We start from the raw sequence: 23180 nt of genomic DNA, 5'->3' as shown, positions 1-23180 counted from the left end.
GTCGTACGGATACCGCTGGGGTACTGCTGGGGTGTCGAGTGCCCGGGTCAAGGACTCGTGACGAGCTTGCCCGCCGGACGGGCCGGCGGGCAAGTGAATTGATGCCGTCCTGAGCGTTTGAGCCCGTTCGGCAGCGCTTCTTCTTCTCGTATTACCGCCCCTGAAGCTCCTTCTTCTTCGAAACTTCAGCCGGCGGGCCGTCCTGCCCGTGGGAGCCGGCGAAGCCGATGTCCTGGTAGCGCGGGGTGGCGAACCCGTAGGCCCCGATGTTCTTCAGTCCCGACCTGGCCGCCACGAGCTGCGGGCGCTGGTAGAGGGGGATGGAGCCGGCCGCCGCCCAGATCCTGGCGTCCGCCTGCTTGACCAGATCGCGGGCGTCGCCCTCGTTCAGCTCGCCGGACGCCTGGTCGAAGAGCTGGTCGATCCGGTCGGTGCCGACCCGGGTGTAGTTCTGCTCCACCAGCAGCGAGCCGTCGGAAGCGGGCTCCGGCTTGGCGTAGATCGGCCGGCCGTCGGTCGCCGGGTAGGCGGTCGCCGGCCAGGAGTACAGCGCCATGTCGTAGTCGCCCGAGGCGATGTAGTCCTTGAAGTAGCTGTCGTCGGAGACCTTGGTGATCTGGGTGGAGATCCCGACCTTGTCGAGCATCCGCGCGATGCGCTCACCGACGGTGCGGAGCTGCTCGGAGTCCTGCCCCGAGGGGAGGACGAAGCGCAGGGTGAGCGGCTTGCCGTCCTTGCCGATCTGCGGGACCTTCGCCGCCTTGGCCGCCGTGGCCGCCTTGGGGCCCTTCGCGCCGCTGGACGCCGCCACGCTGGGCGCCGCGGTGCCGCTCGGGGCGTACGCGCCGGCCACGCCGCCCGGCTTGGTGTCCTGGGCGGCCTTCACGGCCTGCTGCTTGGTGTCGGAGTCGTCCGGGGCCTGACCCGGCTTGTCGTCGCCCTCGTCCGTGTTGTCGGCGTCGTCCGCGTCGTCCGACTTCGCCGGCTTCTCCGCCTTCGGCTTCTCTGCCTTCTCTGCCTTCTCTGCCTTCTCTGCCTTCTCCGTGTCCTTCTTGCCCTCGCTGCCGGCCTTCGTCCCGTCGTCCGGCGCCTTGCGGGCACCGCCCTCCGTCCAGCCGGCGTCGGCCAGCAGCGCCTGTGCCTCGTGCGTGTTCTGCTTGCCGAGCGCGTCGCTGCTGTCCGCGTACGCCTGCTGGCCGCGCAGCGCGAGGTGGCTGCCGAGCGGCTGCGCGGGCAGGTCCAGCGGCTTCAGTACGGCGTTGGCGAGCGTCTGGCGGTTGATGGCCCTGGCCACCGCGCGCCGTACCCGGTCGTCCGCGAGCGGGCCCGACTCGCCGTTGAGCGCGAGCTGCGTGAAGGACGGCTCCAGGGACTTGCGCACCCGGAAGGAGCCCAGCTCCCGCTGCTGCTCCGTGTACTCCTTGATCGCGGCGAGCGTCTGCTTGCGCGACTTGCCCGCCGCCTTCAGCTCTTCCTTGTCGGCGCCGTGCGTGAGCGCCCAGGCGCGCAGCGCGGAGGCCGGGGAGACCTGGGCGGGCGGGCGCACGGCGGCGGGGCCGGCCGCGGGGCTGCCGCTCGTCGCCGGACTGGCGCTGGTCTGCGGGCTGGCGCTCGTCGCCGGGCTGCCGCTGGTCGCCGGGCTGGCGCCCGCCGCTGGCCGGGCCGGGCCGTTGGCCCTGTTCTTGTCCTGCACGGCCGAGGAGATACGTTTCGCCGCCGCGGGGTCGATATCGGCCACGTCGAGCCTGCCCGAGGCGAGGGCCGCCACCCGCTCGTTGTTCGGCACGGCGCGCAGCACGACCGAGTCGAGCTTGGCGGGCTTGCCCCACCAGTGCGGGTCGCGGACGAGCGTCGCTTCCTTGGCCTTGCGGTCCACCTTCTTGACCGTGAAGGGGCCCGCCGTCTTCTTCAGCGCCGTCCGCGCCCCGTCGTTGAAGGCGTTGGGCGTACCCATGACCTCCTTCGGGTACAGCGGGCTGAACAGCGACTTCCAGTCCGCGTATGGCTTGTTGAAGGTGACCCGGACCTCCAGGTCGTCGCCGCCGCGCTCGATCTTCTCGATCCGCTCGTAGCCGGCGTTGCGCGCCGTCCAGTAGGCGGAGTCCTGGCCGCGCAGCGCGTGCCACTGGGCGACGAAGTCCGGCGCGCCGATCTCCCGGCCGTCGCTCCACACCGCCTGCTGGTTGAGCTTGTACGAGACGACCTGCTTGGGCTCGCGGTCGACGATCTTCGCGGACTCCAGATAGTCCGGATTCATCTGCGGCCTGCCGCGCTTGTCGAGCGTGAAGAGCGTGGGCAGCACGGCGCCGGCGATCCGGTTGGTCGCGGCGTCCGCGTCGGCCTGGAAGGCGTTGAGCGTGGCGGGCATCGAGTCGATCGCCCAGTGCAGGGTGCCGCCCTGGCTGACCGCGGTACGCGAGGCGGGCGCGATGTCCGCGGCGGCGGCCGGGGCGTCGCTGCCGCTGTCGTCCGAGCTGCAGGCGGACAGGACGGGCAGGGCGAGCACACCGGTGGTGAGGAGCGCTACGGAGCGGAACGTCCGGGAGCATGTCCTCCCGCGAGGGGCGCCGACGTGGGACATGGCTTGTACCTCTTCATCCTGTTTTGTGGAATTTAGAGATGATCACACCTATTGCCCACCCACTGAAGGGGAAAGAGCCGCGGCGACGCCAGCGACACGGCGCCACGTCCGTTGAAACCCACCCGTGCGGCGCAACGGGGTGATCCCCCAGACCCTTGACCGCGGTCTTGTCAAAGGTTGTGTGACGCGGAACACTCGCAGGCGCATACAGAGCCCTCTGGGGGCGCCAGTCCCCCAGACCCCCGCATGCCACCCGCGACCGCGGAAGTGAGGGCAACACATGTCCCTGCAGGACGATTTGACAGCGGTTCGACGCTGCCTCGACGACCTGGTCCGCACGGTCGGACGGTTGGAGCAGAGTCTCGCGCGAGAGACCGAGTCCCGACCCCTGCCGGCCGGCCGCGCCGACAGCCTGGTCACCATCCCCGACACCCCGTACGACAGCGCGCTGTGGACGGATTCGGACGACGAGGGCCTGGGCGTCAGCGACCGGCGGGCGCCTTAGTCCGCAGGGCCTCTCGTTTGGAGAACTCGTTGGCCACCGGTACCACTGAACCCAGCGCCAGTACGGGGGTGCACGGCGCGACACGCGCCGCCATCGCCCCCCGCCATCTGCGGACGGACCGCTGGTGGCTGTCGCCGGCCCTGACAGCGGCAGGGCTGCTCGCCTTCATCGTCTACTCGACCTGGCGGGCGTTCGCGAACAGCGACTACTACTCGGCGCCCTACGTGTCACCGTTCTACTCGCCCTGTGTGGCGGACAACTGCGCGCCGATGCGGCACGGTCCGAACTGGGACCTGTTCGGGAGCTGGTGGGGCCTGTCCCCCGCGCTGCTGATCCTGGTCTTCCCGCTGGGCTTCCGGCTGACCTGCTACTACTACCGCAAGGCGTACTACCGGGGCTTCTGGGCCTCGCCGCCCGCCTGCGCCGTCGCCGAGCCGCACAAGAAGTACAGCGGTGAGACCCGCTTCCCGCTGATCCTGCAGAACATCCACCGGTACTTCTTCTACCTGGCGGTGCTCGTCGCCGTCGTCCTCACCTACGACACCGCGCTCTCCTTCCGCGACGAGGAGTACCACTGGGGACATATGGGTCTCGGTTCGGTGGTGTTCCTCGTCAACATCGTGCTGATCTGGGCGTACACCCTCTCCTGCCACTCCTGCCGGCATGTCATCGGCGGACGGCTGCGGCACTTCTCCCAGCACCCGGTGCGCTACCGGCTGTGGGGCTGGGTCGGGAAGCTGACGAACCGTCATATGCAGTTGGCCTGGGCCTCGTTGATCAGCGTCGCGGTCGCCGACTTCTATGTCTACCTGGTCGCTTCCGGAGCCTTCGACGATCCGCGCTTCTTCTAGGGAGAGCCTTCAGAAATGACGCAACTGGAACACCGGCAGTGGGACGTCGTGGTGGTGGGCGCCGGAGGAGCGGGACTGCGCGCCGCCATCGAGGCGCGTGAGCGCGGCGCCCGTACCGCTGTCATCTGCAAGTCCCTGTTCGGCAAGGCCCATACGGTGATGGCCGAGGGCGGCATCGCCGCCTCCATGGGCAATGTGAACTCCGGCGACAACTGGCAGGTGCACTTCCGCGACACCCTGCGCGGCGGGAAGTTCCTCAACCAGTGGCGGATGGCCGAACTGCACGCCAAGGAGGCGCCCGACCGGGTCTGGGAGCTTGAGACCTGGGGCGCGCTGTTCGACCGCACGCCCGAAGGGAAGATCTCCCAGCGCAACTTCGGCGGCCACGAGTACCCCCGGCTCGCCCATGTCGGCGACCGTACGGGCCTTGAGCTGATCCGCACGCTCCAGCAGAAGATCGTCTCCTTGCAGCAGGAGGACTTCAAGGAGTTCGGGGACTACGAGGCGCGGCTGAAGGTCTATCAGGAGTGCACGGTCACCCGCGTGTTGAAGGACGGCGAACGGGTCTCCGGCGCCTTCTGCTACGAGCGGGAGTCCGGCGGCTTCTTCGTCCTGGAGGCTCCCTCGGTGGTGCTCGCCACCGGCGGTATCGGCAAGTCCTTCAAGGTCACCTCCAACTCCTGGGAGTACACCGGCGACGGGCACGCGCTGGCGCTGCTCGCCGGGGCTCCCCTGCTGAACATGGAGTTCGTGCAGTTCCACCCGACGGGGATGATCTGGCCCCCCTCGGTCAAGGGGCTGCTGGTCACCGAATCGGTGCGCGGCGACGGCGGGGTGCTGCGCAACGCCGACGGCAAGCGGTTCATGTTCGACTACATCCCCGACGTCTTCAAGGAGAAGTACGCCGAGTCGGAGGAGGAGGGCGACCGCTGGTACGACGACGCCGACAACAACCGGCGTCCGCCCGAGCTGCTGCCGCGCGACGAGGTGGCGCGCGCCATCAACTCCGAGGTCAAGGCGGGCCGCGGCTCCCCGCACGGCGGGGTGTTCCTCGACGTCTCGACCCGGATGCCGGCCGAGGTGATCAAACGGCGGCTGCCCTCGATGTACCACCAGTTCCGCGAGCTGGCCGACGTCGACATCACGGCCGAGGCCATGGAGGTCGGGCCGACCTGCCACTACGTGATGGGCGGAGTCGCCGTCGACTCGGACTCGGCGGCGACGATCGGGGTGCCGGGGCTGTACGCGGCTGGCGAGGTGGCCGGGGGGATGCACGGCTCCAACAGGCTCGGCGGCAACTCCCTCTCCGACCTGCTGGTGTTCGGCAGGCGCGCGGGTCTCTACGCGGCCGAGTACGCGGCGGGCCTCGCGAGCCGCCCGGCCGTCGACCAGGCCCAGGTCGACAGCGCCGAGGCCGAGGCGCTGCGCCCGTTCAGCACCGCCGATCGGGCGGGCGCCACCGATCCGGCCGGCGCGGCGGCGGGCGCGGAGCCGGCGGAGAACCCGTACACGCTCCATCAGGAGCTCCAGCAGACCATGAACGACCTGGTGGGCATCATCAGGCGCGAGGGCGAGATGGAGCAGGCCCTGGAGAAGCTGGCCGATCTGCGGGTACGGGCGAGGCGGGCCGGCGTCGAGGGCCGGCGGCCCTTCAACCCGGGCTGGCATCTCGCGCTCGACCTGCGGAACATGCTGCTGGTCAGCGAGTGCGTCGCGCGGGCCGCCCTGGAGCGCACCGAGAGCCGCGGCGGCCACACCCGGGAGGACTGGCCGGGGATGGCGAGCGACTGGCGGCCGGTGAATCTGCACTGCGCGCTGGCCGATCCGACGGGCGCGCTCGCCGCCACCGATCCGGCCCACGGCCAGATCACGCTGACCCGGCAGACGACCGAACCGATCCGTCCTGACCTGCTCGCGCTGTTCGAGAAGGAAGAGCTGGTCAAGTACCTCGCCGAAGAGGAGCTCCACAGTTGAGTGCCAGCACGGTTTCCAGCGGTGGCGGTACGGCCACGGCGTACGACGCGAAGTTCCGGGTCTGGCGCGGTGACGCCGACGGGGGCGAGTTGAAGGACTTCACCGTCGAGGTCAACGACGGCGAGGTCGTCCTCGACATCATCCACCGGCTCCAGGCGACCCAGGCGGCGGATCTGGCCGTGCGCTGGAACTGCAAGGCGGGCAAGTGCGGTTCGTGCAGCGCCGAGGTCAACGGACGGCCCCGGCTGATGTGCATGACGCGGATGTCCGTCTTCTCCCGCGAGGAGACGATCACGGTCACCCCGCTGCGGGCCTTCCCGGTGATCCGCGATCTGGTGACGGACGTGTCGTTCAACTACCAGAAGGCACGGGAGGTCCCGGCGTTCGTACCGCCGCCGGGCGTCGCTGCCGGTGAGTACCGGATGCAGCAGATGGACGTGGACAGGTCGCAGGAGTTCCGCAAGTGCATCGAGTGCTTCCTGTGCCAGGACACCTGCCATGTGGTGCGCGACCACGAGGAGAACAAGGCCGCGTTCGCGGGCCCGCGCTTCCTGATGCGGGCGGCCGAGCTGGACATGCATCCGCTGGACGCGGCGGCCGAGTCGGGGCTCGACCGCAAGCGAACGGCCCAGGAGGACCACGGACTTGGCCTGTGCAACATCACCAAGTGCTGTACGGAGGTGTGCCCGGAGGGCATCAAGATCACGGACAACGCGCTGATCCCGCTGAAGGAGCGCGCCGTCGACCGCAAGTACGACCCGCTGGTCTGGCTGGGCAACAAGATCCGCCGACGCGGCGAGTGAGGTCCGTGGCAGGGCGGGGCCCGCATCCGGTCGGATGCGGGCCCCGCCGTGTGCCGGGGTGCCAGAGGTGCCGGGTCAGCCGAGGAGCTTGATGATCGCCTCGGTGGTGCCGGTCTCGCCGAGGCGCGGGAAGATCCGCTCGACGGCGTTGCGGTGCGCCTCCGCGTCCATGTCGGTCACGGCGTCGGTCGCGACCGTGACGTGGTAGCCGTGCTCGTAGGCCGCGCGTGCGGTGGACTCGACGCCGATGCTGGTCGCGATGCCGGTCAGCACCACCTGGGTGACGCCCCTGCGGCGGAGCTGGAGGTCGAGGTCGGTGCCGTGGAAGGCGCCCCAGACCTGCTTCGTGACGACGATGTCGCTGTCCTGGCGGCCGAGCCCCTCGGCGAGGTCGGCCGCGTCGGCGGGCGGCTGCCGGCTCGGGCCGCGCGGGGTCTCGGTGCGGCCGGGGGCGCCGCCGGTGACCCGTACGAACACGACCGGCAGGTCCTTGGCGCGGAAGGCGGCGGCGAGCTTCGCCGAGTTCTCGACGACCTCGGCCGCCGGGTGGACGGTCGGCAGGGCGACGATGACGTTCTGCAGGTCGACGACGACCAGGGCGGTGGTGGGATCAAGGACGGTGGCGGTCATGAGCGGTGCTCCTTGCGACGGGGGGGGTGGTCGGGGTGCGGGTAGCGGTCAGCGCCGGGCGCGCAGCGCCCGGTCGGTGAAGGTCAGGATGATCAGCAGCACTCCCAGACCGGCGGAGACACCGGCCATGAGGTGCAGACCGCTGTCGCTCGCCCGCTGACCGTAGGCGAGAGCGATCAGACTGGATGCGGCGATGGCGCCGATGTACTGCGCGGTGCGCTGGAGCCCGGCCGCCGAGCCGATCTCCTCAGGCGGCGCGTACGCCTGCACGGCCGCCTGGTTGCTCGTACCGATCAGCCCCTGCGGAACGCCGAAGCAGGCGCCCACCAGCAGCAGCACGGCGAGCGGTGTCTGGCCGCCGACGAAGGCCAGCACGCCCGCGCCGACGGCGAGCAGGACGGCGGCGAGCGCCAGCGGCCCCCGGATGCCCTTGGTACGGGCGCCGAGCAGCGAGCAGACCAGCGCGGCCACCGACATCGGCAGCATCAGCAGCCCGGTGTACCCGGAGGAGAAGCCGCGGCCCTCCTCCAGCCACTGGGTGTAGCCGTACATCACGCAGTAGATCAGCAGATAGCTGAGGCCGTGCCGCAGATAGGTGCGGGCGAGCGGCGCGTTCCCGGCGAGCGTCCGCAGGTCGATGAAGGGCCGCGGCCTGCGGAGCTGCCACCACGCCAGGACGGCGGAGACGGCGGCGAACGGGGCCAGCAGCCACCACAGCGGGTGGGACAGGTCGAGCAGGAAGAAGACCAGCAGGGTCAGCGCCGTCGAGAACAGCCCGATGCCGAGCGGGTCGAGCGAGCGGCGCAGCGAGTTGTCCGCCGTGACGGCGCCGCGCGGCGGGTCGGCGGGGATCCAGAGCAGCGCGGCGACGAAGGCGACGAGCGCCACGGGCAGATTCACGGCGAAGATGCCGCGCCAGCCGACCAGGGCGACGAGCAGCCCGCCGAGGCTGGGTCCGACGGCCGCGCTGCCGAGCGCCGCCATGGAGACCCGCGCCAGGACCGTGCGGGGCGGCGTACGGCCGACCCGGCGGCCCTCGTCGCGCAGGACGGACATGGCGGCGGGGTACGCGGCCGAGGTGCCGACCCCGAGCAGCAGCCGGGAGACGATGAGCCAGCCGAAGCTGGGTGCGAGGGTGCCGACGAGGCCGGAGGCGAAGACCAGCACCAGGCCCGCGAGGAAGATCCGGCGCGGGCCGAGGGCGTCGGCGAGTTTGCCGAGCACCGGCTGGCCGACGGCGCTGGCGAGGTAGAGGACGGAGATGAGCCAGGCGGTGTCGGCGGCGCCGATCCCGAAGCTGTCGCCGATCGACACCAGCGCGGTGGAGATCATCGTCGTGTTGAGCGGGTTGAGCAGGGAGCCGATGAGCAGCGGGGCGGTGAGCCGGCCGCTGAAGCCCGTGCCCCGGCCCACTCCCCCGCCGCCGGGGGTGTGCCGTTCGGGGCCGCCGGGCGCCGGTGTCCCGGGCTCCGGGCTCCTCGGCTCGGGCAGCGTCTCCGCCGGTATGCCGGTCGTCGCGTCGCTCACTTCTCGACCAGCCGCCGCAGCAGCGCCACGGCCTCGGCGAGCGTGCGCCGCTCGGCGCCGTCCAGTTCACCGGTGATGGCCTCGGCCAGCCAGTCCTGTTTGGCGGCGCGCACCCCCGCCAGCGTGTGCCGCCCGCTGTCCGTGGCCGAGACGACGGACTGCCGGCCGTCGTCGGGGTCGGGGGTCCGCTCGACCATGCCCTGCTCCTCCAGGGAGCCGAGCGTCAGCCGCATGGACTGCGGCCTGACGAACTCGGCGCGGGCCAGCGCCGCCGTGGTGGCCGGGCCCTCGGCGGCCAGCCGGGACAGCACGGACCGCTGGGAGGGGGTGAGCAGGCTGTCGGGCGAGGTCGTCCGCAGCCGTCGCATCAGGGTGCTGACCACGGCGGTCACCTCGGCGGCGACCTGCTCGGGCGTCGGGTACGCGGAGCTTTCGGACATGGTTGCCACCGTACGAGATCGACAGGCCGCCTTGCAAGTTTGCCTGTCCTTCTCGGTCCCGGGCCGGACAGACCCCGGTCAGACCGGGTCGCACCACCCCGCGCGGTACGCCGCCCAGTCCCGCTCACTCGCCGCGAAGTCCACGTACAGGGCGACCCCGAACCGCTGCCGGCCCCGGTCGGTGCGCCCGAGGCCGAGCCGTACGCCGCGCACGGCCGCCGCCGTCGTCTCCGCGTGGCCGTGGTGGCTCATGTCGTCCTCGTAGTAGAAGGGCAGCCCCATCAGCAGGTCCGTCGTCTTGGGCGTCACCTCCAGCGCGAGCGCGGTCTGCTGGGCCACGTAGCCCCCGTACAGGCTCTGCAGCGGCATCGCCGTGTCGTACGACATGACGGCGATCTGGTCGACCCGGCGGGCCACCTGGCCGAAGAACGCCTGCGACCACCACTTGGGGTGCCGGGTGAAGAAGCCGGCGACCGCGTGCTGGGCGGGCAGCGGGTCGATCTGGTGGGCGGCGATCGAGAGCGGCTTGCGCCGGGGTCCGGTGACGGCGCCCAGATCGTCCAGCAGGGACAGATAGTGCCGGTCGCCCGAGTGCAGCGGCTCCAGGTCGAAGTGGACCCCGTCGAACCCGTCGTCCAGCACCTGCGCGGCCGACCGTACGACGGCGGCGCGGGTCGCCGCGCTCTCCAGCCGCAGCCCGTCCGGGGTCTCGGTGGCCAGCACGTCGCCGAGCCAGGCGTGCACGCGCACCCCGGGCATCGTGCGGTGCACGGCGGCGATCAGCCAGCTTGCGCGGGCGTAGCGGTCGGCGGGCAGGGTGCCGTCGTGCTCCAGCGGCCCGGCGTGGACGTACAGGTCCTTGATCCCCGTCCCTTCGGTCCGCCGGGCGAACGCGGCGAGGTCGGCGTCCTTCTTGCGCCCGTCCACCCAGGCGTGGCCGAGCCAGATGGCGTCCCGGCCGCGGGTGCGGGTGCCGTCCTGGAGGTCGCCCGCGTAGTTGATCCGCAGCGCGGCCGCCGCCGACAGCAGCGGTACGACGATCACGACGGCGAGCGCCAGCGCGATCCTCTTGGGCCACCGCGCCCGCCGGCCGCGCCAGCCCCGTACCGCCCCCCGCACCGCCCCCTGCGCCAGTCCCCGCCCGAATCCGCTCAGCCGTGTACGCACAACGTCCGTCCCCTCCCCGGAAGGGCCACAGAGTAAGCGGGGCCCTCTCCGGTCGCGGGGGCGTATTGCCGGACTTACTGTCCGAAAGGTGACGTCTCCCACCGGCCGCCGTGACAGAACCCGTACGTACCGGGCCGCGACGAGCGCGCTGACCGTACTGCTGGTCACCGCGTGGTGGCCGGCCGTGCCCGCGCTCGGCGACGCCGCGGCGGCGCCGACCCCGGCCCCCGACGGCGGCGGGTCACCGGGCGCGTCGGCCAATCTCGTGCTGCCGATCGCCGTGCTGCTCGCCGTTCTCGTCGGCGCCGCTTACACGTATCGCAGGCGCAGGCGGCGGGCCAAGGCCCGTACGGTCCGGGTCGCACCCCACGACGGACAGCCGCACGAGGGGCACCGGCGCTGACCGGACCGGCTCAGAACATGCTGAGGAGCTGTTCCACCGACGGCTCCGACGACGAGTCCCCGTCGGGCAGGGCCAGTTCGAACCAGACGGTCTTGCCGCGCGGGGTGCGGCGCGAGCCCCAGGCGGCGCTCAGCAGCCCGACCAGTTGCAGCCCGCGCCCGCCCTCGTCGGTGTCGCGGGCGCGCCGCCTGCGCGGCTGTACGAGCCCCGCGTCCCACACCTCGCAGACGAGCGTGCGGTCGCGCAGCAGCCGCAGCCTGATCTCGCCCTCGCCGTACCGCATGGCGTTGGTGACCAGCTCGCTGACCAGCAACTCGACGGTGTCCACGAGCGGTTCGAGATCCCAGGCGAGGAGCTGCGCGCGGGCGCGCTCCCTGGCGCGGCCGACCGAGCGCGGTTCGCGCGGCAGCCGCCAGTCGCCCACCGCGTCCTGCTGGAGCCCCTGGATCCGGGCCATCAGCAGCGCGATGTCGTCCTCGCCGTGGCCGGTGTCGAGCGTGCTCAGGACGTGGTCGCAGACGTCCTCCAGCGGCCGTACGGGATTGCTGAGCGCGGCGCGGAAGGCGCTCAGGCCCTCGTCGAGCGGCTGGTCGCGTGACTCGACCAGACCGTCCGTGTAGAGGGCGAGCAGCGCGTCCTCGGCCAGCTCGACCTCGACCTGCTCGAAGGGCTCGCCGCCGACGCCGAGCGGCATCCCCGGCGGTACGTCGAGCAGCAGGGCCGCCTCGCCCGGCTCCACCACGACCGGCGGCAGATGGCCGGCGTTGGCGAAGGTGCAGCGCCGGGTGACCGGGTCGTAGACCGCGTAGACACAGGTGGCGAGATAGACCTCGGAGAGGTCGGCGTCCCGGGATTTGTGCGCCACCCGGCTGGCCTGCTGGGCGCCGCTGGGGGTGCCGAGGCCGCGCGCGATCTCGTCGAGCGCGGAGAGCACCTCGGCGGGCTCCAGGTCGAGCAGGGCCAGCGTCCTTACGGCGGTGCGCAGTTCGCCCATGGCGACGGCGGCCCGCAGCCCGCGCCCCATCACGTCGCCGACGACCAGCGCCGTGCGGTGCCCCGGCAGTTCGATGACGTCGAACCAGTCGCCGCCCACCTCGGTCGCCGTGTTGCCCGGCAGGTAGCGGCAGGCGATGTCCAGGCCCGCCGCCTCGGGGTCGCCGGGCGGCAGCAGGCTGCGCTGGAGGATCAGGGCCCGTTCGTGCTCCCTGCGGTAGAGGCGGGCGTTGTCGATGCAGACGGCGGCGCGCGCGGCCAGTTCGACGGCGAGCGCGCGGTCCCGGTCGCCGAAGGGCTCGCTGCCCTTCGTACGGGAGAACTGGGCGAGTCCGACGACGGCGTCGTGCGCCACCATCGGTACGGCGAAGGTCGACTGGATCAGGCTGCCGGTCTCGCCGGGCACGGTCTGCACCCGGGCGGTGCGCAGCGCCGCGGCGCTGAGCGAGCTGAACGGGAAGCGGTGCACGGCGCCGACCTCGGGCATCACGTACCCGTCGTGCGGTACGGCGCCCGCGGCGCCCAGCGGGGCGTCGGAGACGGCGCTGGCGAAGGCGACCCTGCGCAGCCGGGCGCTGCCGTCGCCCGATTCCGTACCGGTCGAGCTCCAGCGGCCGGGCGGAGCCTCCTCGCCGGTGAGCAGGTTCTGGTAGAGGTCGACCGAGGCGAGGTCGCAGAAGCCGGGGACGGCGACGTCGAGCAGTTCGCGTGCGGTGGTCTCCAGGTCGAGCGAGTTGCCGATCCGGGCGCTCGCCTCGTTCAGCAGGGCGAGGTTGCGGCGGGCGCTGGCCGCCTCGCGGGCGGCGATCTGACGGTGGGTGACGTCGGTGCCGATCGCCGCGACGCCGAGGACGCGCCCCGAGCCGCTGGTGACGCGGTAGAGGTTGATCGACCAGAACCTGCGGTCGGCGGAGCCGGCCACGCTGCCCACGAGCTGGAGTTCGGTCACCGGGTCGCCGGTCTCCAGCACCCGGCGCAGCGCGTCGATCAGCCGGTCGGCCTGGGGCGGCGAGAGGTAGTCGTGGGCGGAACGTCCGCGGTGGCCCGTGGGCGTTCCGCCGAAGACGGTCACGAAGCGCTGGTTGGCCCGCCGGATCTTCAGATCGGGGCCGAAGAGCAGGAATCCGAAAGGAGATTGGCCGAAAATCGCCTGCGAAGAGGCGAGGTCCGTCTCAATATGGCGCAACGCCCTGACATCCACGACGATGCAGAGCGCGCCGCGCCGGCCGTCGTCGGTCTCACTGGGCATCACATAGATCTCGGCGAGACCCTGCTCGGCGTCCTGTCCGGGGAGCCGGAACGGCACGAGTCCGGTCCACTCCTTGCCGTCGAGGATCTCGTCGACCCTGCGGTGGCCGTGGGGACGCAGACCGGCCGGGAGGAAGACCTCGATCGGGTCCTTGCCCCTGACCTGCGGCGCCGCGACCCCGAAGAGTTCGGCGGCGCGCTCGCTCCACTGGTCGACCAGCCCGTCAGGACCGATCGAGAAGGAAGCCACCCGGATGTAGTCATAGATGGAGCCGGGCGGACTGCTCTGCCAAACGACGTCGCCCGTCGTCTCTGGTATCTCGCTCACGCGACCGTCCCCTCCAGCTCACGCACCGGACCGGCCTTGCCCGCAGTATTCAGCACTACGGCCCCGGCCGACACGCCGTTCACGATCACATCACGGTCTCGGTCTGTTTGAGCCGGGCGGGACGTGATCGTTGTCCCCCCACACTTCTAACCAAGCAGCGGCAGCTCGAACCACACCGTCTTACCCGTCTTGCCGCGCCGGGTCCCCCAGCGCCTCGCGGAACAGGCCACGAGCTGCAGTCCGCGCCCTCCCTCGTCGTCGGGTCCTGCGGCCCGTTCGGTCGGTGCGTCGGGGACCGGATCGGAGATCTCGACCACCAGCGCGCAGCGCGCCGAAGCGGTGTCAACCGCCGCTCCGTCAGGGCCCGAAGAGAGCGGCCTGACGTCCAGCCGCACTCCGATCGGGCCGGACGCGTAGCGCTGGGAATTGGTCACCAGCTCGCTGACCAGCAGCACGGCCACGTCACCGACCGAGGAGGGGATCCGCCAGCGGCGGAGGGTGTCGCGGACCTCGTGCCGCGCCCTGCGTACCGAACTCACCTCGGCGGGAAAGGTCCACTCGGCACAGGCACCCTCGGCAACGATCAAGCCGACCACTTCCCACAACAGGCGGCAGACCCGCATCTTCTGAGTGGGGTCAATACGTGACATACCCCGCTTTCCGCTCCGACTACCTTCGGGGTGGGCGCACTGTGGCACGAACGGCGTACGGAGTGACCTGACGGGGGCGCACGGCGGAGCAGGGCCGGGGCGGGGCCGGAGCACGGTCCCGGGCAGCTTTACGAGGGCGTGCGCAGCCGGCGGGCGGCCTCGGCGACCGCCGGGCGGTCCTGGTCCAGCCAGTCGACCGTATGGATCTCGTCGGGGCCGAGCCAGCGCAGCTCGTCGTGGTCCTCAAGTGGCCGCGGGTCGCCGGAGAGCAGCCGGACCGTCCACGCGTGCAGCACATAGCCGGGCTTGAGCGGCCACTCGCCGGGGATCCGCTCCACCGGCTCGCTCTCCACGCCCAGCTCCTCGCGCAGCTCGCGCGCCAGCGCCTGCTCGGGCAGCTCGCCCGGCTCGACCTTCCCGCCGGGCAGTTCCCAGCGGCCGGCCAGCTCGGGCGGCGCACTGCGCCGTGCGGCCAGCAGCCGCCCCCGGTCGCAGACGGCGCCGGCCACCACCACACGATCACTCATGCGCCGGAGCGTAACGCGCGGCAGCGGGCGGAACGGCGGCGCGGCGTGCGGTCCGTCAGCGGGCGGGCTGGCTCGCGCGCTCCACCCAGTAGAGCTGGCGCTGGCCGCGTCCGTCGAGGGTGTCGGCGATCTGCTGCGCCTCGTCCCGCGTGGCGTACCGGGCGACGCGATAGCGGTTGCCGTTGTCGTCCTGCCGTATCACCAGCCATGGGAGTACGGCTCCGCTGTCCGTCACCGAGCCCCTCCCGCCGCCGGTCCGCCGCTCACTGAAGATCTCCGGGAAACCGCAATCCGCATATGCCCGAGCGTACGCCTGACCTTTACTGAGCGGATACGTGTTTACACAAAGAGACACGCATCCGGCCAAGAATGCGCCGAAAACCGAGGGGCGCGCACCGGTCGCACGCCCCTCGGCCGCCCGCTCGGTCAGCCGGTGCGCAGCGTCGGCATCGGCATCGATACCGGCCCTGCCGTCGGCTCCTTCCGGCAGGCGTCCCCGCAGTCGGAGTCCAGCGAACAGCAGAGCGAGCAGATCGGGCCCGAGCGGACCGGGCAGTCGGCGATGTCCGGCAGCTCGTACGCCGTCTCGCAGACCGTGCAGAGATGGGTGGCGGTGATGTCGGGGACCTCGGCGTCGGGCCCGTTGACCGGGTTCGGCCGGGCCAGGTAGTACTTCCCCTTCGTCGCCCAGGCGATCAACGGGCAGAGCAGCAGGGCGAGTCCGGCGGCGATGAAGGTCGAGAACGCCTCCGCGTACTCCCCGAAGAGTCCGAAGAAGGCGAGGATCGAGACGACGGAGGCGATCACCATCGAGCCGAAGCCCGCCGGGTTGACGGCGTACAGGTAGGCCCGTTTGAACTCGATGTACTTCGGGCTCAGTCCGACGCGCTTGTTGATGACGAGGTCGGCGGCGACGGCGGTGATCCAGGCGATGCCCACGTTGGAGTAGAAGCCGAGGAGCTTGTTGAGGGCGGCGAACATGTCCATCTCCATCAGCGTCAGCGCGATGGCGAGGTTGAGGAAGATGTACCAGACCCGCCCGGGGTGCTTGTGCGTCAGCCGGGAGAAGAAGTTCGACCAGGAGAGCGAACCGCTGTACGCGTTGGTGACGTTGATCTTGACCTGGGAGACGATCACGAAGATCGCGGCGGCCGGCAGCGCGAACGAGCCGAGCCACGGCCTGAGCGCCTCGATCTGCGGCGCGATCGGCTCCAGCGCGTGCGTCTTGCCGACGGCCTCCAGCGCCACGAAGGCGAGGAAGGCGCCCCCGAGCTGCTTCGCGGCGCCGATGACGACCCAGCCGGGCCCGGCCGCCAGGACGGCGATGTTCCAGCGGCGCTTGTTCTGCTCGGTCTTGGCGGGCATGAAGCGCAAGTAGTCGGCCTGCTCGCCGATCTGGGCGATGAGCGAGAGCGCCACGCCCGTACCGAGCCCGAAGCCGATCCAGTCGAAGCCGGAGCCAGCCCCCTCCGTGCCGCCGAAGGAGGTGAAGGCGCCCCAGGAACCGGGGGCGTTGAAGGCCAGTACCACGAACGGCAGCACGAGCCCGATGAGCCAGATGGGCTGCGTCCACGCCTGCACCTTCGCCAGCGCGCCCATCCCGCGGAAGACGATCGGGATGACGATCAGTGTGGTCAGCAGATAGCCGAACTGGACGGGCAGCCCGATCGCCTGGTGCATGGCCTGGGCCATGATCGAGCCTTCGAGCGCGAAGAAGATAAAGGTGAACGAGGCGTAGATCAGCGAGGTCAGGGTCGAGCCGAAGTAGCCGAACCCCGCGCCGCGGGTGATGAGGTCCATGTCCAGGCCGTACTTGGCGCAGGCGCGGGCGATCGGGATGCCGGTGACGAAGATGATCGTGGCCGCCGTGAGGATGGAGGCGAACCCGCTGGTGAAGCCGTACGTGAAGACGATCGATGCGCCGATCGCGAAGTCGGCCAGATAGGCGATCCCGCCGAGCGCCGTGCCCGCGACCATCGAGGGCGACCAGCGGCGGAAGGAGTGCGGGGCGTAGCGGAGCGAGAAGTCCTCGCGGCTCTCGTCGGCGGCGAGTTTGGCGTAGCTGCGCTTCGGCGCCCCCGGCGGGACGACGTCCGACGCCGGGGCGGGCGGCGGGGCTGGTGCGGCTGTGTCCGTCATGAGAGGGCTTCCCCTTCGCCTGCGGTGGACCGGTAGCAGGGGAAGGTAGGAGCTGGACATGACAAGGCCCAACTGCGGTGCGTTGCTTGGCCGTTACGGCTCGGCGCGAGGAGTTAACTCGCCGTCACGACTGCCGTACGGCCCGTCCGGATACCGGTCATTTGACAGAAAGGTGGTACGCGACGCGGTAGCGGTCGGCCGGGACGACCACGTCGGCGGTCTCCACCGCGCGCCCCGAGGCGTAGAACGTCCGCTCCAGGACCATCACCACATGCCCCGGCACCCCGCCCAGGGCCAGCAGCTCCTCGGCGAGCCCGGGGCGGGCGCCGACCTCCTCCAGCACGTTGTCCACGACGAGGTCAATGGCCGCCATCCGCTCGACGACCCCGCAGCCGCCGAGCGGCCCCTCCTCGGGCAGCATCACCGGCGTACGGCCCGTGACGGCCAGCGGCTCCCAGGAGGTGGAGAGCATCATCGGCTCGCCGCCGTCCCGGAAGACGTAGCGCGTCCGCATCACCCGGTCGTCCGGGGAGATGCCGAGCCGCGCGGCGATCTCGGGCCCCGCCGCCTCCTGTTCGCTGCGCGACTCCCACGTACCCCTGGCCTCTTCGTCGGTCTGCTCCTGGCGGAAGGGGTTGGAGCCCGCCGAAGGCCGGTAGCCGGAGCGGGAGATACGGCGCGGCACCGGGCGCTCGCGCACATAGGTGCCGGAGCCCGACCGGCCCTCGACCAGCCCCTCGGCCATCAGGACCTTGCGCGCCTCCAGGGCGACGGTGTCCGAGACGCCGTACTCCGCACGGATCCGCGCCTGTGAGGGCAGGCGGGTGTGGGGTGGCAGCGCTCCGTCGACGATCTTCCGGCGAAGGTCACTCGCCACACGCAGGTAGGCCGGCTGCTCACCGAATGCCACGGGCCACTCCCATTCAGGTTGACAGACAGCAACAGCGTGGCAACCGTGGGTTGATCACCGCAAGCGTGGGCCAGGGTTTCACCCGAAGTGATGACTTGCGTTTACGCAGCGGGTATCGCGCTCAGGGCCCGCCCTTCGTCCGCCCTCTTGACCCCATTGGTCCAGACCAATACCTTTCCGGCCATGAGCCTCACGCCCCGAAGAACCACCCTGAGCAGACTCGCCGTTGCCGTCTGCTCCCTCGCCCTCGTCGCCACCGCCGCCCCCGCCGCGACGGCCGGCGGCCATGGCCACGGCGGCGGCCACCACGCCCCCGCGCCCGCCCTGAAGAACGTCGGCTACTTCACCCAGTGGGGTATCTACGGCCGGAACTACCAGGTCAAGGATCTGGACACGAGCGGCCAGGCAGCCAAACTGACCCATCTCAACTACGCGTTCGGCAACGTCGGCGCCGACGGCACATGCTTCACCGGCAATGTCGCGGGCCAGGCCGACGCCTGGGCCGACTACCAGCGCCCGGTCGACGCCGCCGGGTCGGTCGACGGCACGGCCGACACCGCCGAGCAGCCGCTCGCCGGCAGCTTCAACCAGCTTCGCGAACTCAAAGCCAAGCACCCCGGTCTGAAGGTGCTGATCTCGCTCGGCGGCTGGAGCTGGTCCACCCACTTCTCCGACGCCGCCCGGACGCCCGCCTCCCGCAAGGCGTTCGTCTCCTCCTGCGTCGACCTCTACATCAAGGGCAATCTGCCCGTCGACGGCGCCAGGGGCGGCGAAGGCGCGGCGGCGGGACTCTTCGACGGCGTGGACATCGACTGGGAGTGGCCGGGCTCCGAGGCCAACACCGGCACGGTCTTCCGTCCCGAGGACAAGAAGAACTACGCGGCGCTGGTGCACGAGTTCCGCACCCAGCTCGACGCCTATGCGAAGTCCCAGGCGGCGCACCACCGCGCGCCCAAGCACTACGACCTGTCGGCCTTCGTCCCGGCCGCCCCCGCCAAGATCGACGCGGGCTTCGACGTCCCGAAGATCATGCGGGACTTCGACTTCGTGAACCTCCAGGGCTACGACTTCCACGTCTCCGGCGAGGCGACGACGGCCCAGCAGTCGGCCCTCTACGGACGCACCGACTTCAGCGTCGACCAGACGGTGCGTGACTGGAAGCGCCGCGGCGCGCCCGCCCGCAAGCTCGTGGTCGGCATGCCGTTCTACGGACAGGGCTGGACCGGCGTCACCGGCGGCGGCGACGGACTCGGCCAGCCGGCGGCGGCGCCGGGACCCGGCACCTGGGCGCCGGGCACCGAGGACTACAAGGTGCTCAAGCAGCTCGCCGCATCCGGCGCGTTCAAGGTCTACCGGGACCGCGCGGCGGGCGACGCCTGGCTCTTCGACGGCACGACGCTCTGGACGTACGACGACCCGCAGGTGCTGCGCACCAAGGCGCGGTACGTACGCGACCAGCGGCTCGGCGGCGCGATGATCTGGTCGCTGGACGGCGACACGGCGAACGGCGAACTGACGACGGCGATCGACCGGGGCCTGAACGGCCACTGATTCGCCGTCCGGCGGGGGCGGCCGGGTCTGGGTTGCGGTGTCGCCGTCCGGCGCGGTTTGTGGTTGCCGGGTCTTGGTTGCGGTGCATTGTTCGTCTGCCGGGTTCCGGGGCCTCCGGAGGGGGGTGTCCGGACTGCTCGATCGCTAGAACTCCTACGCTTTACGTCCGGACACCCCCCTCCTGCGGCCCCGGCCCCCTCCCGCCGGTGGGTCCGCCGGAAGTCCGCGTCCCCGCAGGTGGCTGGGTGCGTGCGGGCCGGGGGCACGTCCCTGGCGCGGGCGCCCAGCCCCTTGCCGCCGGTGGTCGGGAACACCCCATCCGGGCCCGGGGGCTGAAGGGGGTCGTGCAGGGGTGGTGTCCGGAGCGTAAAGCGTGATTTGCGGCGCATGTCCGGGCGCACCGTGTGTGGGACGAGTACGCGCCGTAAATCGTGCAGCGCAGGACACGACCCCGGAACGGCCCCCGGAACGGACAGCAACCAAGACCCGCAACCCCGAACCGCGCCGGACGGCGACACCGCAGCGCAGGACACGACCCCGGAACGACCCCCGGCACGGACAGCAACCAAGACCGGTCACCCCGAACCGCGCCGGACGGCGACACCGCAGCGCAGGACACGACCCCGGAACGGCCCCCGGCGACCACCGCAACCAAGACCCGCAACCCCGAACCGCGCCGGACGGCGACAGCGCCCCCGGCGACAACCGCAACCCAGGGCCCGCAACCCCCGCCGGACGGCGATACCGCGGCGCGACTGACATGCTGGCGCCATGACCCCCACGTACCGCTGCCCGGCCGACGGCACCCGCTCCCCCGTCACCTCCGCCGCCTGGTGCTGCCCCGTCTGCCGCGGTCCCTGGGACCTCGACCTCGACACCGCGCCCGTGCCGCGCGCGGCGCTCCCCGGGCGGGTCAACTCCCTCTGGCGGTACGCCGAGGCGCTGCCGCTCGACGCGCCGGTCACGACGCTCGGCGAGGGCCGTACGCCCCTCGTACAGCTCACCCCGCACGTCGCGGCGAAGCTCGACTATCTGATGCCGACGCTCTCCTTCAAGGACAGGGGCGCCGTCATGCTCGCCGAACTCGCCCTGCGGCTGGGCCCCGAGCGGGTCGTCGCCGACAGCAGCGGCAACGCGGGCACGGCCGTCGCCGCGTACTGCGCACGCGCCGGGCTGCCCTGCACCGTGTACGTCCCCGAGACCACGTCCCCCAAGAAGACCGAGCAGATCCGCGCGCACGGCGGCCACTTGGAGCGCGTCGCGGGCGACCGCGAGGCGACGGCCGTGGCGGCGCGGGCGGCCGCCGACGAGCCGGGCACGTTCTACGCGAGCCATGTGCACAACCCGTACTTCCTGCACGGCACGAAGACGTACGTCTACGAGCTGTGGGAGGACCTCGGCGGGCACCTGCCCGAGGCGCTCGTCCTACCGGTCGGCAACGGCACCCTGCTGCTGGGCGCCGCGCTCGCCATCGGCGAACTGCACGCGCACGGACTGATCGACGAGCGCCCCGCGCTGATCGCCGTCCAGGCCGAAGCGGTGTCCCCCCTGGCGACCGCCTTCCGCGCGGGCGCGGGCGAGCTGCTCGGCCCCGCAGAGCAGGCCCCCACCCTCGCGGAGGGCATCGCCATCCCCAACCCGCCGCGCGCGGCGCAGATCCTGGCCGCCGTACGGGAGTCCGGCGGTACGTTCCTCACGGTGACCGAGGACCAACTCCGCGCGGCCCAACTGGACCTGGCGTCCCGCGGCCTCTTCGTGGAGTCGACGGGCGTCGCCTGCTGGGCGGCGGCCGGGAGCTGGACCGACCGCTCCGCCGTCGTACCGCTGTGCGGCGCGGGAGCCAAGACGGGCCTGGCGGCGCCGCAGGAGCGGTAAGGAACCACCGCCTCAACGCACCGCGCCCCGGGCCGTCTTCACGAACTGAACCAACACCAGGGGCCACACTTCTTCACCGCACAAGTATTGACGTGTCCGAAACATGAAGGAAGCATCTTCCGTACTCGGAGAGCGCTCTCAGAGGGCCGTTCCCAGCGGCCTCCCGTGCTCCCTGTCCGTACATACGTACACGCTCAGGAGGTCATCCCCCCATGCAGACACCTCCGCTCGGCTCCCCACAGCCGGGCAACAACCCCCACATCAGCCGGCGCGGTTTCGCCGCCTCTGTGACATCCGCCGTGCTCGGCGCGGTGTTCCTGCCGGCCCTCGGCTCGTCCGCCAGTGCCGCGACCACGTCCGTCGCGCCGTCGCGGGCCGCTGCCGACCCGGTCGTGGGCGGCGGCGATCTCGGTCCCAACGTGATCGTCTTCGACCCCTCCACCGCCAATATCCAGGGCCAGTTGGACAGCGTCTTCAGCCAGCAGGAGTCGGCGCAGTTCGACACCCGCCGCTTCGCGCTGCTGTTCAAGCCGGGCACCTACAACGGCCTGAACGCGCAGATCGGCTTCTACACCTCCATCGCCGGGCTCGGGAAGAACCCCGACGACACGCACATCAACGGCGACATCACCGTGGACGCCGGCTGGTTCAACGGGAACGCCACGCAGAACTTCTGGCGCTCCGCCGAGAACCTGTCGCTCACCCCGGTCAGCGGCGAGAACCGGTGGGCCGTGGCCCAGGCCGCGCCGTTCCGCCGCATGCACGTGCAGGGCGGCCTCAACCTGGCCCCCAACGGCTACGGTTGGGCCAGTGGCGGCTACATCGCCGACAGCAAGGTCGACGGGACCATCTCCCCGTACTCCCAGCAGCAGTGGTACACCCGCGACAGCAACATCGGCGGCTGGGGCAACGGCGTCTGGAACATGGTGTTCTCGGGCGTCCAGGGCGCGCCAGGGCAGTCGTTCCCGAACCCGCCGTACACGGTCCTGGGCACCACGCCCGTCTCGCGCGAGAAGCCGTACCTCTACCTGGACGGCGACAACTACGCGGTGTTCGTACCGTCGTTGCGCACGAACGCGTCCGGCGCCTCGTGGGCGAACGGCTCCACGCCCGGCACGTCCATCCCGCTGGACCAGTTCTACGTGGTGAAGGCGGGCGCGACAGCGGCCACCATCAACCAGGCGCTCAGCCAGGGCCTGAACCTGCTGTTCACGCCGGGCGTCTACCACGTGGACCAGACGATCAACATCACCAGGGCCGACACGGTCGTCCTCGGCATCGGCTTCCCGACGATCATCCCCGACGGCGGCGTGACGGCGATCCAGACCGCCGACGTGGACGGCATCAAGCTCGCGGGGCTGCTGCTGGACGCGGGCGCCCAGAACTCGCCGTACCTGCTCCAGGTCGGCCCGTCGGGAGCATCCGCGGGCCACGCGTCGAACCCGACCTCGGTGCAGGACGTGTTCGCCAGGGTCGGCGGCGCGGGACCCGGCCTCGTCACCACGGCCGTCGAGGTCAACAGCAACGACACGATCATCGACCACACCTGGATCTGGCGCGCCGACCACGGCGCCGGCGTCGGCTGGACCACCAACCCGTCCGACTACGGGCTGCTGGTCAAGGGTGACAACGTGCTGGCGACCGGTCTGTTCGTCGAGCACTTCCAGAAGTACGACGTGGAGTGGAGCGGCGAGGGCGGCCGGACGATCTTCTTCCAGAACGAGATCGCGTACGACCCGCCGAACCAGGCCGCCATCCAGAACGGCGACCGGATGGGCTGGGCCGCGTACAAGGTGGACGACTCCGTCAACACCCACGAGGGCTGGGGGCTCGGCAGCTACTGCAACTTCAGCTCCGACCCGACGATCCGTCAGGACGCGGGCTTCGAGGCCCCGGTGAAGGACGGCGTCAAGTTCCACGACCTGCTCGTGGTCTCCCTCGGCGGCGTCGGCCAGTACAACCACGTGATCAACAACACCGGGGACCCCACCTCCGGCACCTCGACTGTCCCGTCGAACGTGGTGTCGTTCCCCTGACCCGACCGTAACCGGAACGCCACGACAGCGGCCGGGCCCGTC

Annotated in this window: 19 protein-coding genes; 8 read left to right on the top strand and 11 right to left on the bottom strand. The window is 71.1% G+C overall.

Annotated elements, in window-relative coordinates; all coding sequences use genetic code 11:
• Positions 1 to 151: 151 nt before the first annotated feature.
• Complete coding sequence (locus ACZ63I_RS22910; protein WP_469340831.1) at positions 152 to 2581, bottom strand: ABC transporter substrate-binding protein; 2430 nt, start codon at positions 2579 to 2581, stop codon at positions 152 to 154.
• A 280-nt stretch (positions 2582 to 2861) separates the two neighbouring features.
• Between ACZ63I_RS22910 and ACZ63I_RS22905 the strand changes: the two genes are divergently transcribed.
• Genes ACZ63I_RS22905 through ACZ63I_RS22890 form a run of 4 tightly spaced genes read left to right on the top strand, consistent with a single transcriptional unit; the run spans position 2862 to position 6714 of the window.
• Complete coding sequence (locus ACZ63I_RS22905) at positions 2862 to 3086, top strand: hypothetical protein (RefSeq protein WP_469340830.1); 225 nt, start codon at positions 2862 to 2864, stop codon at positions 3084 to 3086.
• A gap of 29 nt (positions 3087 to 3115) precedes the next feature.
• Positions 3116 to 3937 carry a hypothetical protein gene (locus tag ACZ63I_RS22900; RefSeq protein WP_469340829.1) on the top strand — a complete coding sequence of 274 codons (822 nt, stop codon included), beginning with the start codon at positions 3116 to 3118 and terminating at the stop codon, positions 3935 to 3937.
• 15 nt (positions 3938 to 3952) lie between these two features.
• Entirely contained in the window at positions 3953 to 5911 is a 1959-nt protein-coding gene (locus ACZ63I_RS22895) for a fumarate reductase/succinate dehydrogenase flavoprotein subunit (protein WP_469340828.1), read from the top strand.
• Positions 5908 to 6714, top strand: a complete 807-nt coding sequence (locus ACZ63I_RS22890) for a succinate dehydrogenase/fumarate reductase iron-sulfur subunit (protein WP_469340827.1) — start codon at positions 5908 to 5910, stop codon at positions 6712 to 6714. Before ACZ63I_RS22895 ends, ACZ63I_RS22890 begins: the two co-directional genes overlap by 4 nt.
• Before the next feature lie 75 nt (positions 6715 to 6789).
• Here the strand turns inward: ACZ63I_RS22890 and ACZ63I_RS22885 are convergent, their stop codons facing one another.
• The 4 genes from ACZ63I_RS22885 to ACZ63I_RS22870 form a co-directional block, all read right to left on the bottom strand.
• Positions 6790 to 7344 carry an isochorismatase family protein gene (locus ACZ63I_RS22885; RefSeq protein WP_469340826.1) on the bottom strand — a complete coding sequence of 185 codons (555 nt, stop codon included), beginning with the start codon at positions 7342 to 7344 and terminating at the stop codon, positions 6790 to 6792.
• A gap of 48 nt (positions 7345 to 7392) precedes the next feature.
• The gene (locus ACZ63I_RS22880; protein ID WP_469340885.1) at positions 7393 to 8757 is read right to left on the bottom strand and encodes an MFS transporter; all 1365 of its coding nucleotides are present in this window, start codon (positions 8755 to 8757) and stop codon (positions 7393 to 7395) included.
• A 110-nt stretch (positions 8758 to 8867) separates the two neighbouring features.
• On the bottom strand, positions 8868 to 9311 hold the full coding sequence (locus ACZ63I_RS22875) for a MarR family winged helix-turn-helix transcriptional regulator (RefSeq protein WP_469340825.1): 444 nt from the start codon (positions 9309 to 9311) through the stop codon (positions 8868 to 8870).
• Between the two features lie 78 nt (positions 9312 to 9389).
• On the bottom strand, positions 9390 to 10478 hold the full coding sequence (locus ACZ63I_RS22870; protein WP_469340824.1) for a glycoside hydrolase family 18 protein: 1089 nt from the start codon (positions 10476 to 10478) through the stop codon (positions 9390 to 9392).
• 88 nt (positions 10479 to 10566) lie between these two features.
• Between ACZ63I_RS22870 and ACZ63I_RS22865 the strand changes: the two genes are divergently transcribed.
• Positions 10567 to 10881, top strand: coding sequence for a hypothetical protein (locus tag ACZ63I_RS22865; protein WP_469340823.1), 315 nt, complete (start codon positions 10567 to 10569; stop codon positions 10879 to 10881).
• A 10-nt stretch (positions 10882 to 10891) separates the two neighbouring features.
• On the opposite strand, the gene ACZ63I_RS22860 is transcribed toward ACZ63I_RS22865, so the two are convergent.
• The 6 genes from ACZ63I_RS22860 to ACZ63I_RS22835 form a co-directional block, all read right to left on the bottom strand.
• Positions 10892 to 13450 carry a SpoIIE family protein phosphatase gene (locus tag ACZ63I_RS22860; RefSeq protein ID WP_469340822.1) on the bottom strand — a complete coding sequence of 853 codons (2559 nt, stop codon included), beginning with the start codon at positions 13448 to 13450 and terminating at the stop codon, positions 10892 to 10894.
• 146 nt (positions 13451 to 13596) lie between these two features.
• Entirely contained in the window at positions 13597 to 14046 is a 450-nt protein-coding gene (locus ACZ63I_RS22855; RefSeq protein WP_469340884.1) for an ATP-binding protein, read from the bottom strand.
• 182 nt (positions 14047 to 14228) lie between these two features.
• A complete protein-coding gene (locus ACZ63I_RS22850; RefSeq protein WP_469340821.1) occupies positions 14229 to 14627 on the bottom strand; it encodes a (deoxy)nucleoside triphosphate pyrophosphohydrolase in 399 nt (132 codons plus the stop codon).
• Between the two features lie 55 nt (positions 14628 to 14682).
• Positions 14683 to 14862: an SPOR domain-containing protein gene (locus tag ACZ63I_RS22845; protein WP_469340820.1), complete on the bottom strand. Its 180-nt coding sequence runs from the start codon at positions 14860 to 14862 to the stop codon at positions 14683 to 14685.
• Between the two features lie 191 nt (positions 14863 to 15053).
• Positions 15054 to 16766, bottom strand: coding sequence for a purine-cytosine permease family protein (locus ACZ63I_RS22840; protein WP_469340819.1), 1713 nt, complete (start codon positions 16764 to 16766; stop codon positions 15054 to 15056).
• A gap of 157 nt (positions 16767 to 16923) precedes the next feature.
• The gene (locus tag ACZ63I_RS22835; protein ID WP_469340818.1) at positions 16924 to 17676 is read right to left on the bottom strand and encodes a GntR family transcriptional regulator; all 753 of its coding nucleotides are present in this window, start codon (positions 17674 to 17676) and stop codon (positions 16924 to 16926) included.
• A 183-nt stretch (positions 17677 to 17859) separates the two neighbouring features.
• On the opposite strand from ACZ63I_RS22835, the gene ACZ63I_RS22830 reads away from it, so the two are divergent.
• The 3 genes from ACZ63I_RS22830 to ACZ63I_RS22820 all read left to right on the top strand — a co-directional run bounded on the left by ACZ63I_RS22830 (position 17860) and on the right by ACZ63I_RS22820 (position 23138).
• Complete coding sequence (locus tag ACZ63I_RS22830) at positions 17860 to 19227, top strand: glycoside hydrolase family 18 protein (protein ID WP_469340817.1); 1368 nt, start codon at positions 17860 to 17862, stop codon at positions 19225 to 19227.
• A gap of 771 nt (positions 19228 to 19998) precedes the next feature.
• Positions 19999 to 21102: a threonine synthase gene (locus ACZ63I_RS22825; protein WP_469340816.1), complete on the top strand. Its 1104-nt coding sequence runs from the start codon at positions 19999 to 20001 to the stop codon at positions 21100 to 21102.
• A 212-nt stretch (positions 21103 to 21314) separates the two neighbouring features.
• A complete protein-coding gene (locus ACZ63I_RS22820; RefSeq protein ID WP_469340815.1) occupies positions 21315 to 23138 on the top strand; it encodes a coagulation factor 5/8 type domain-containing protein in 1824 nt (607 codons plus the stop codon).
• The last annotated feature ends 42 nt before the right edge of the window (positions 23139 to 23180 follow it).

Source organism: Streptomyces sp. NPDC087906 (assembly GCF_055584925.1).
The sequence above is the reverse complement of the archived record's forward strand: the minus strand, read 5'-3'. Positions and strand labels throughout refer to the sequence as shown.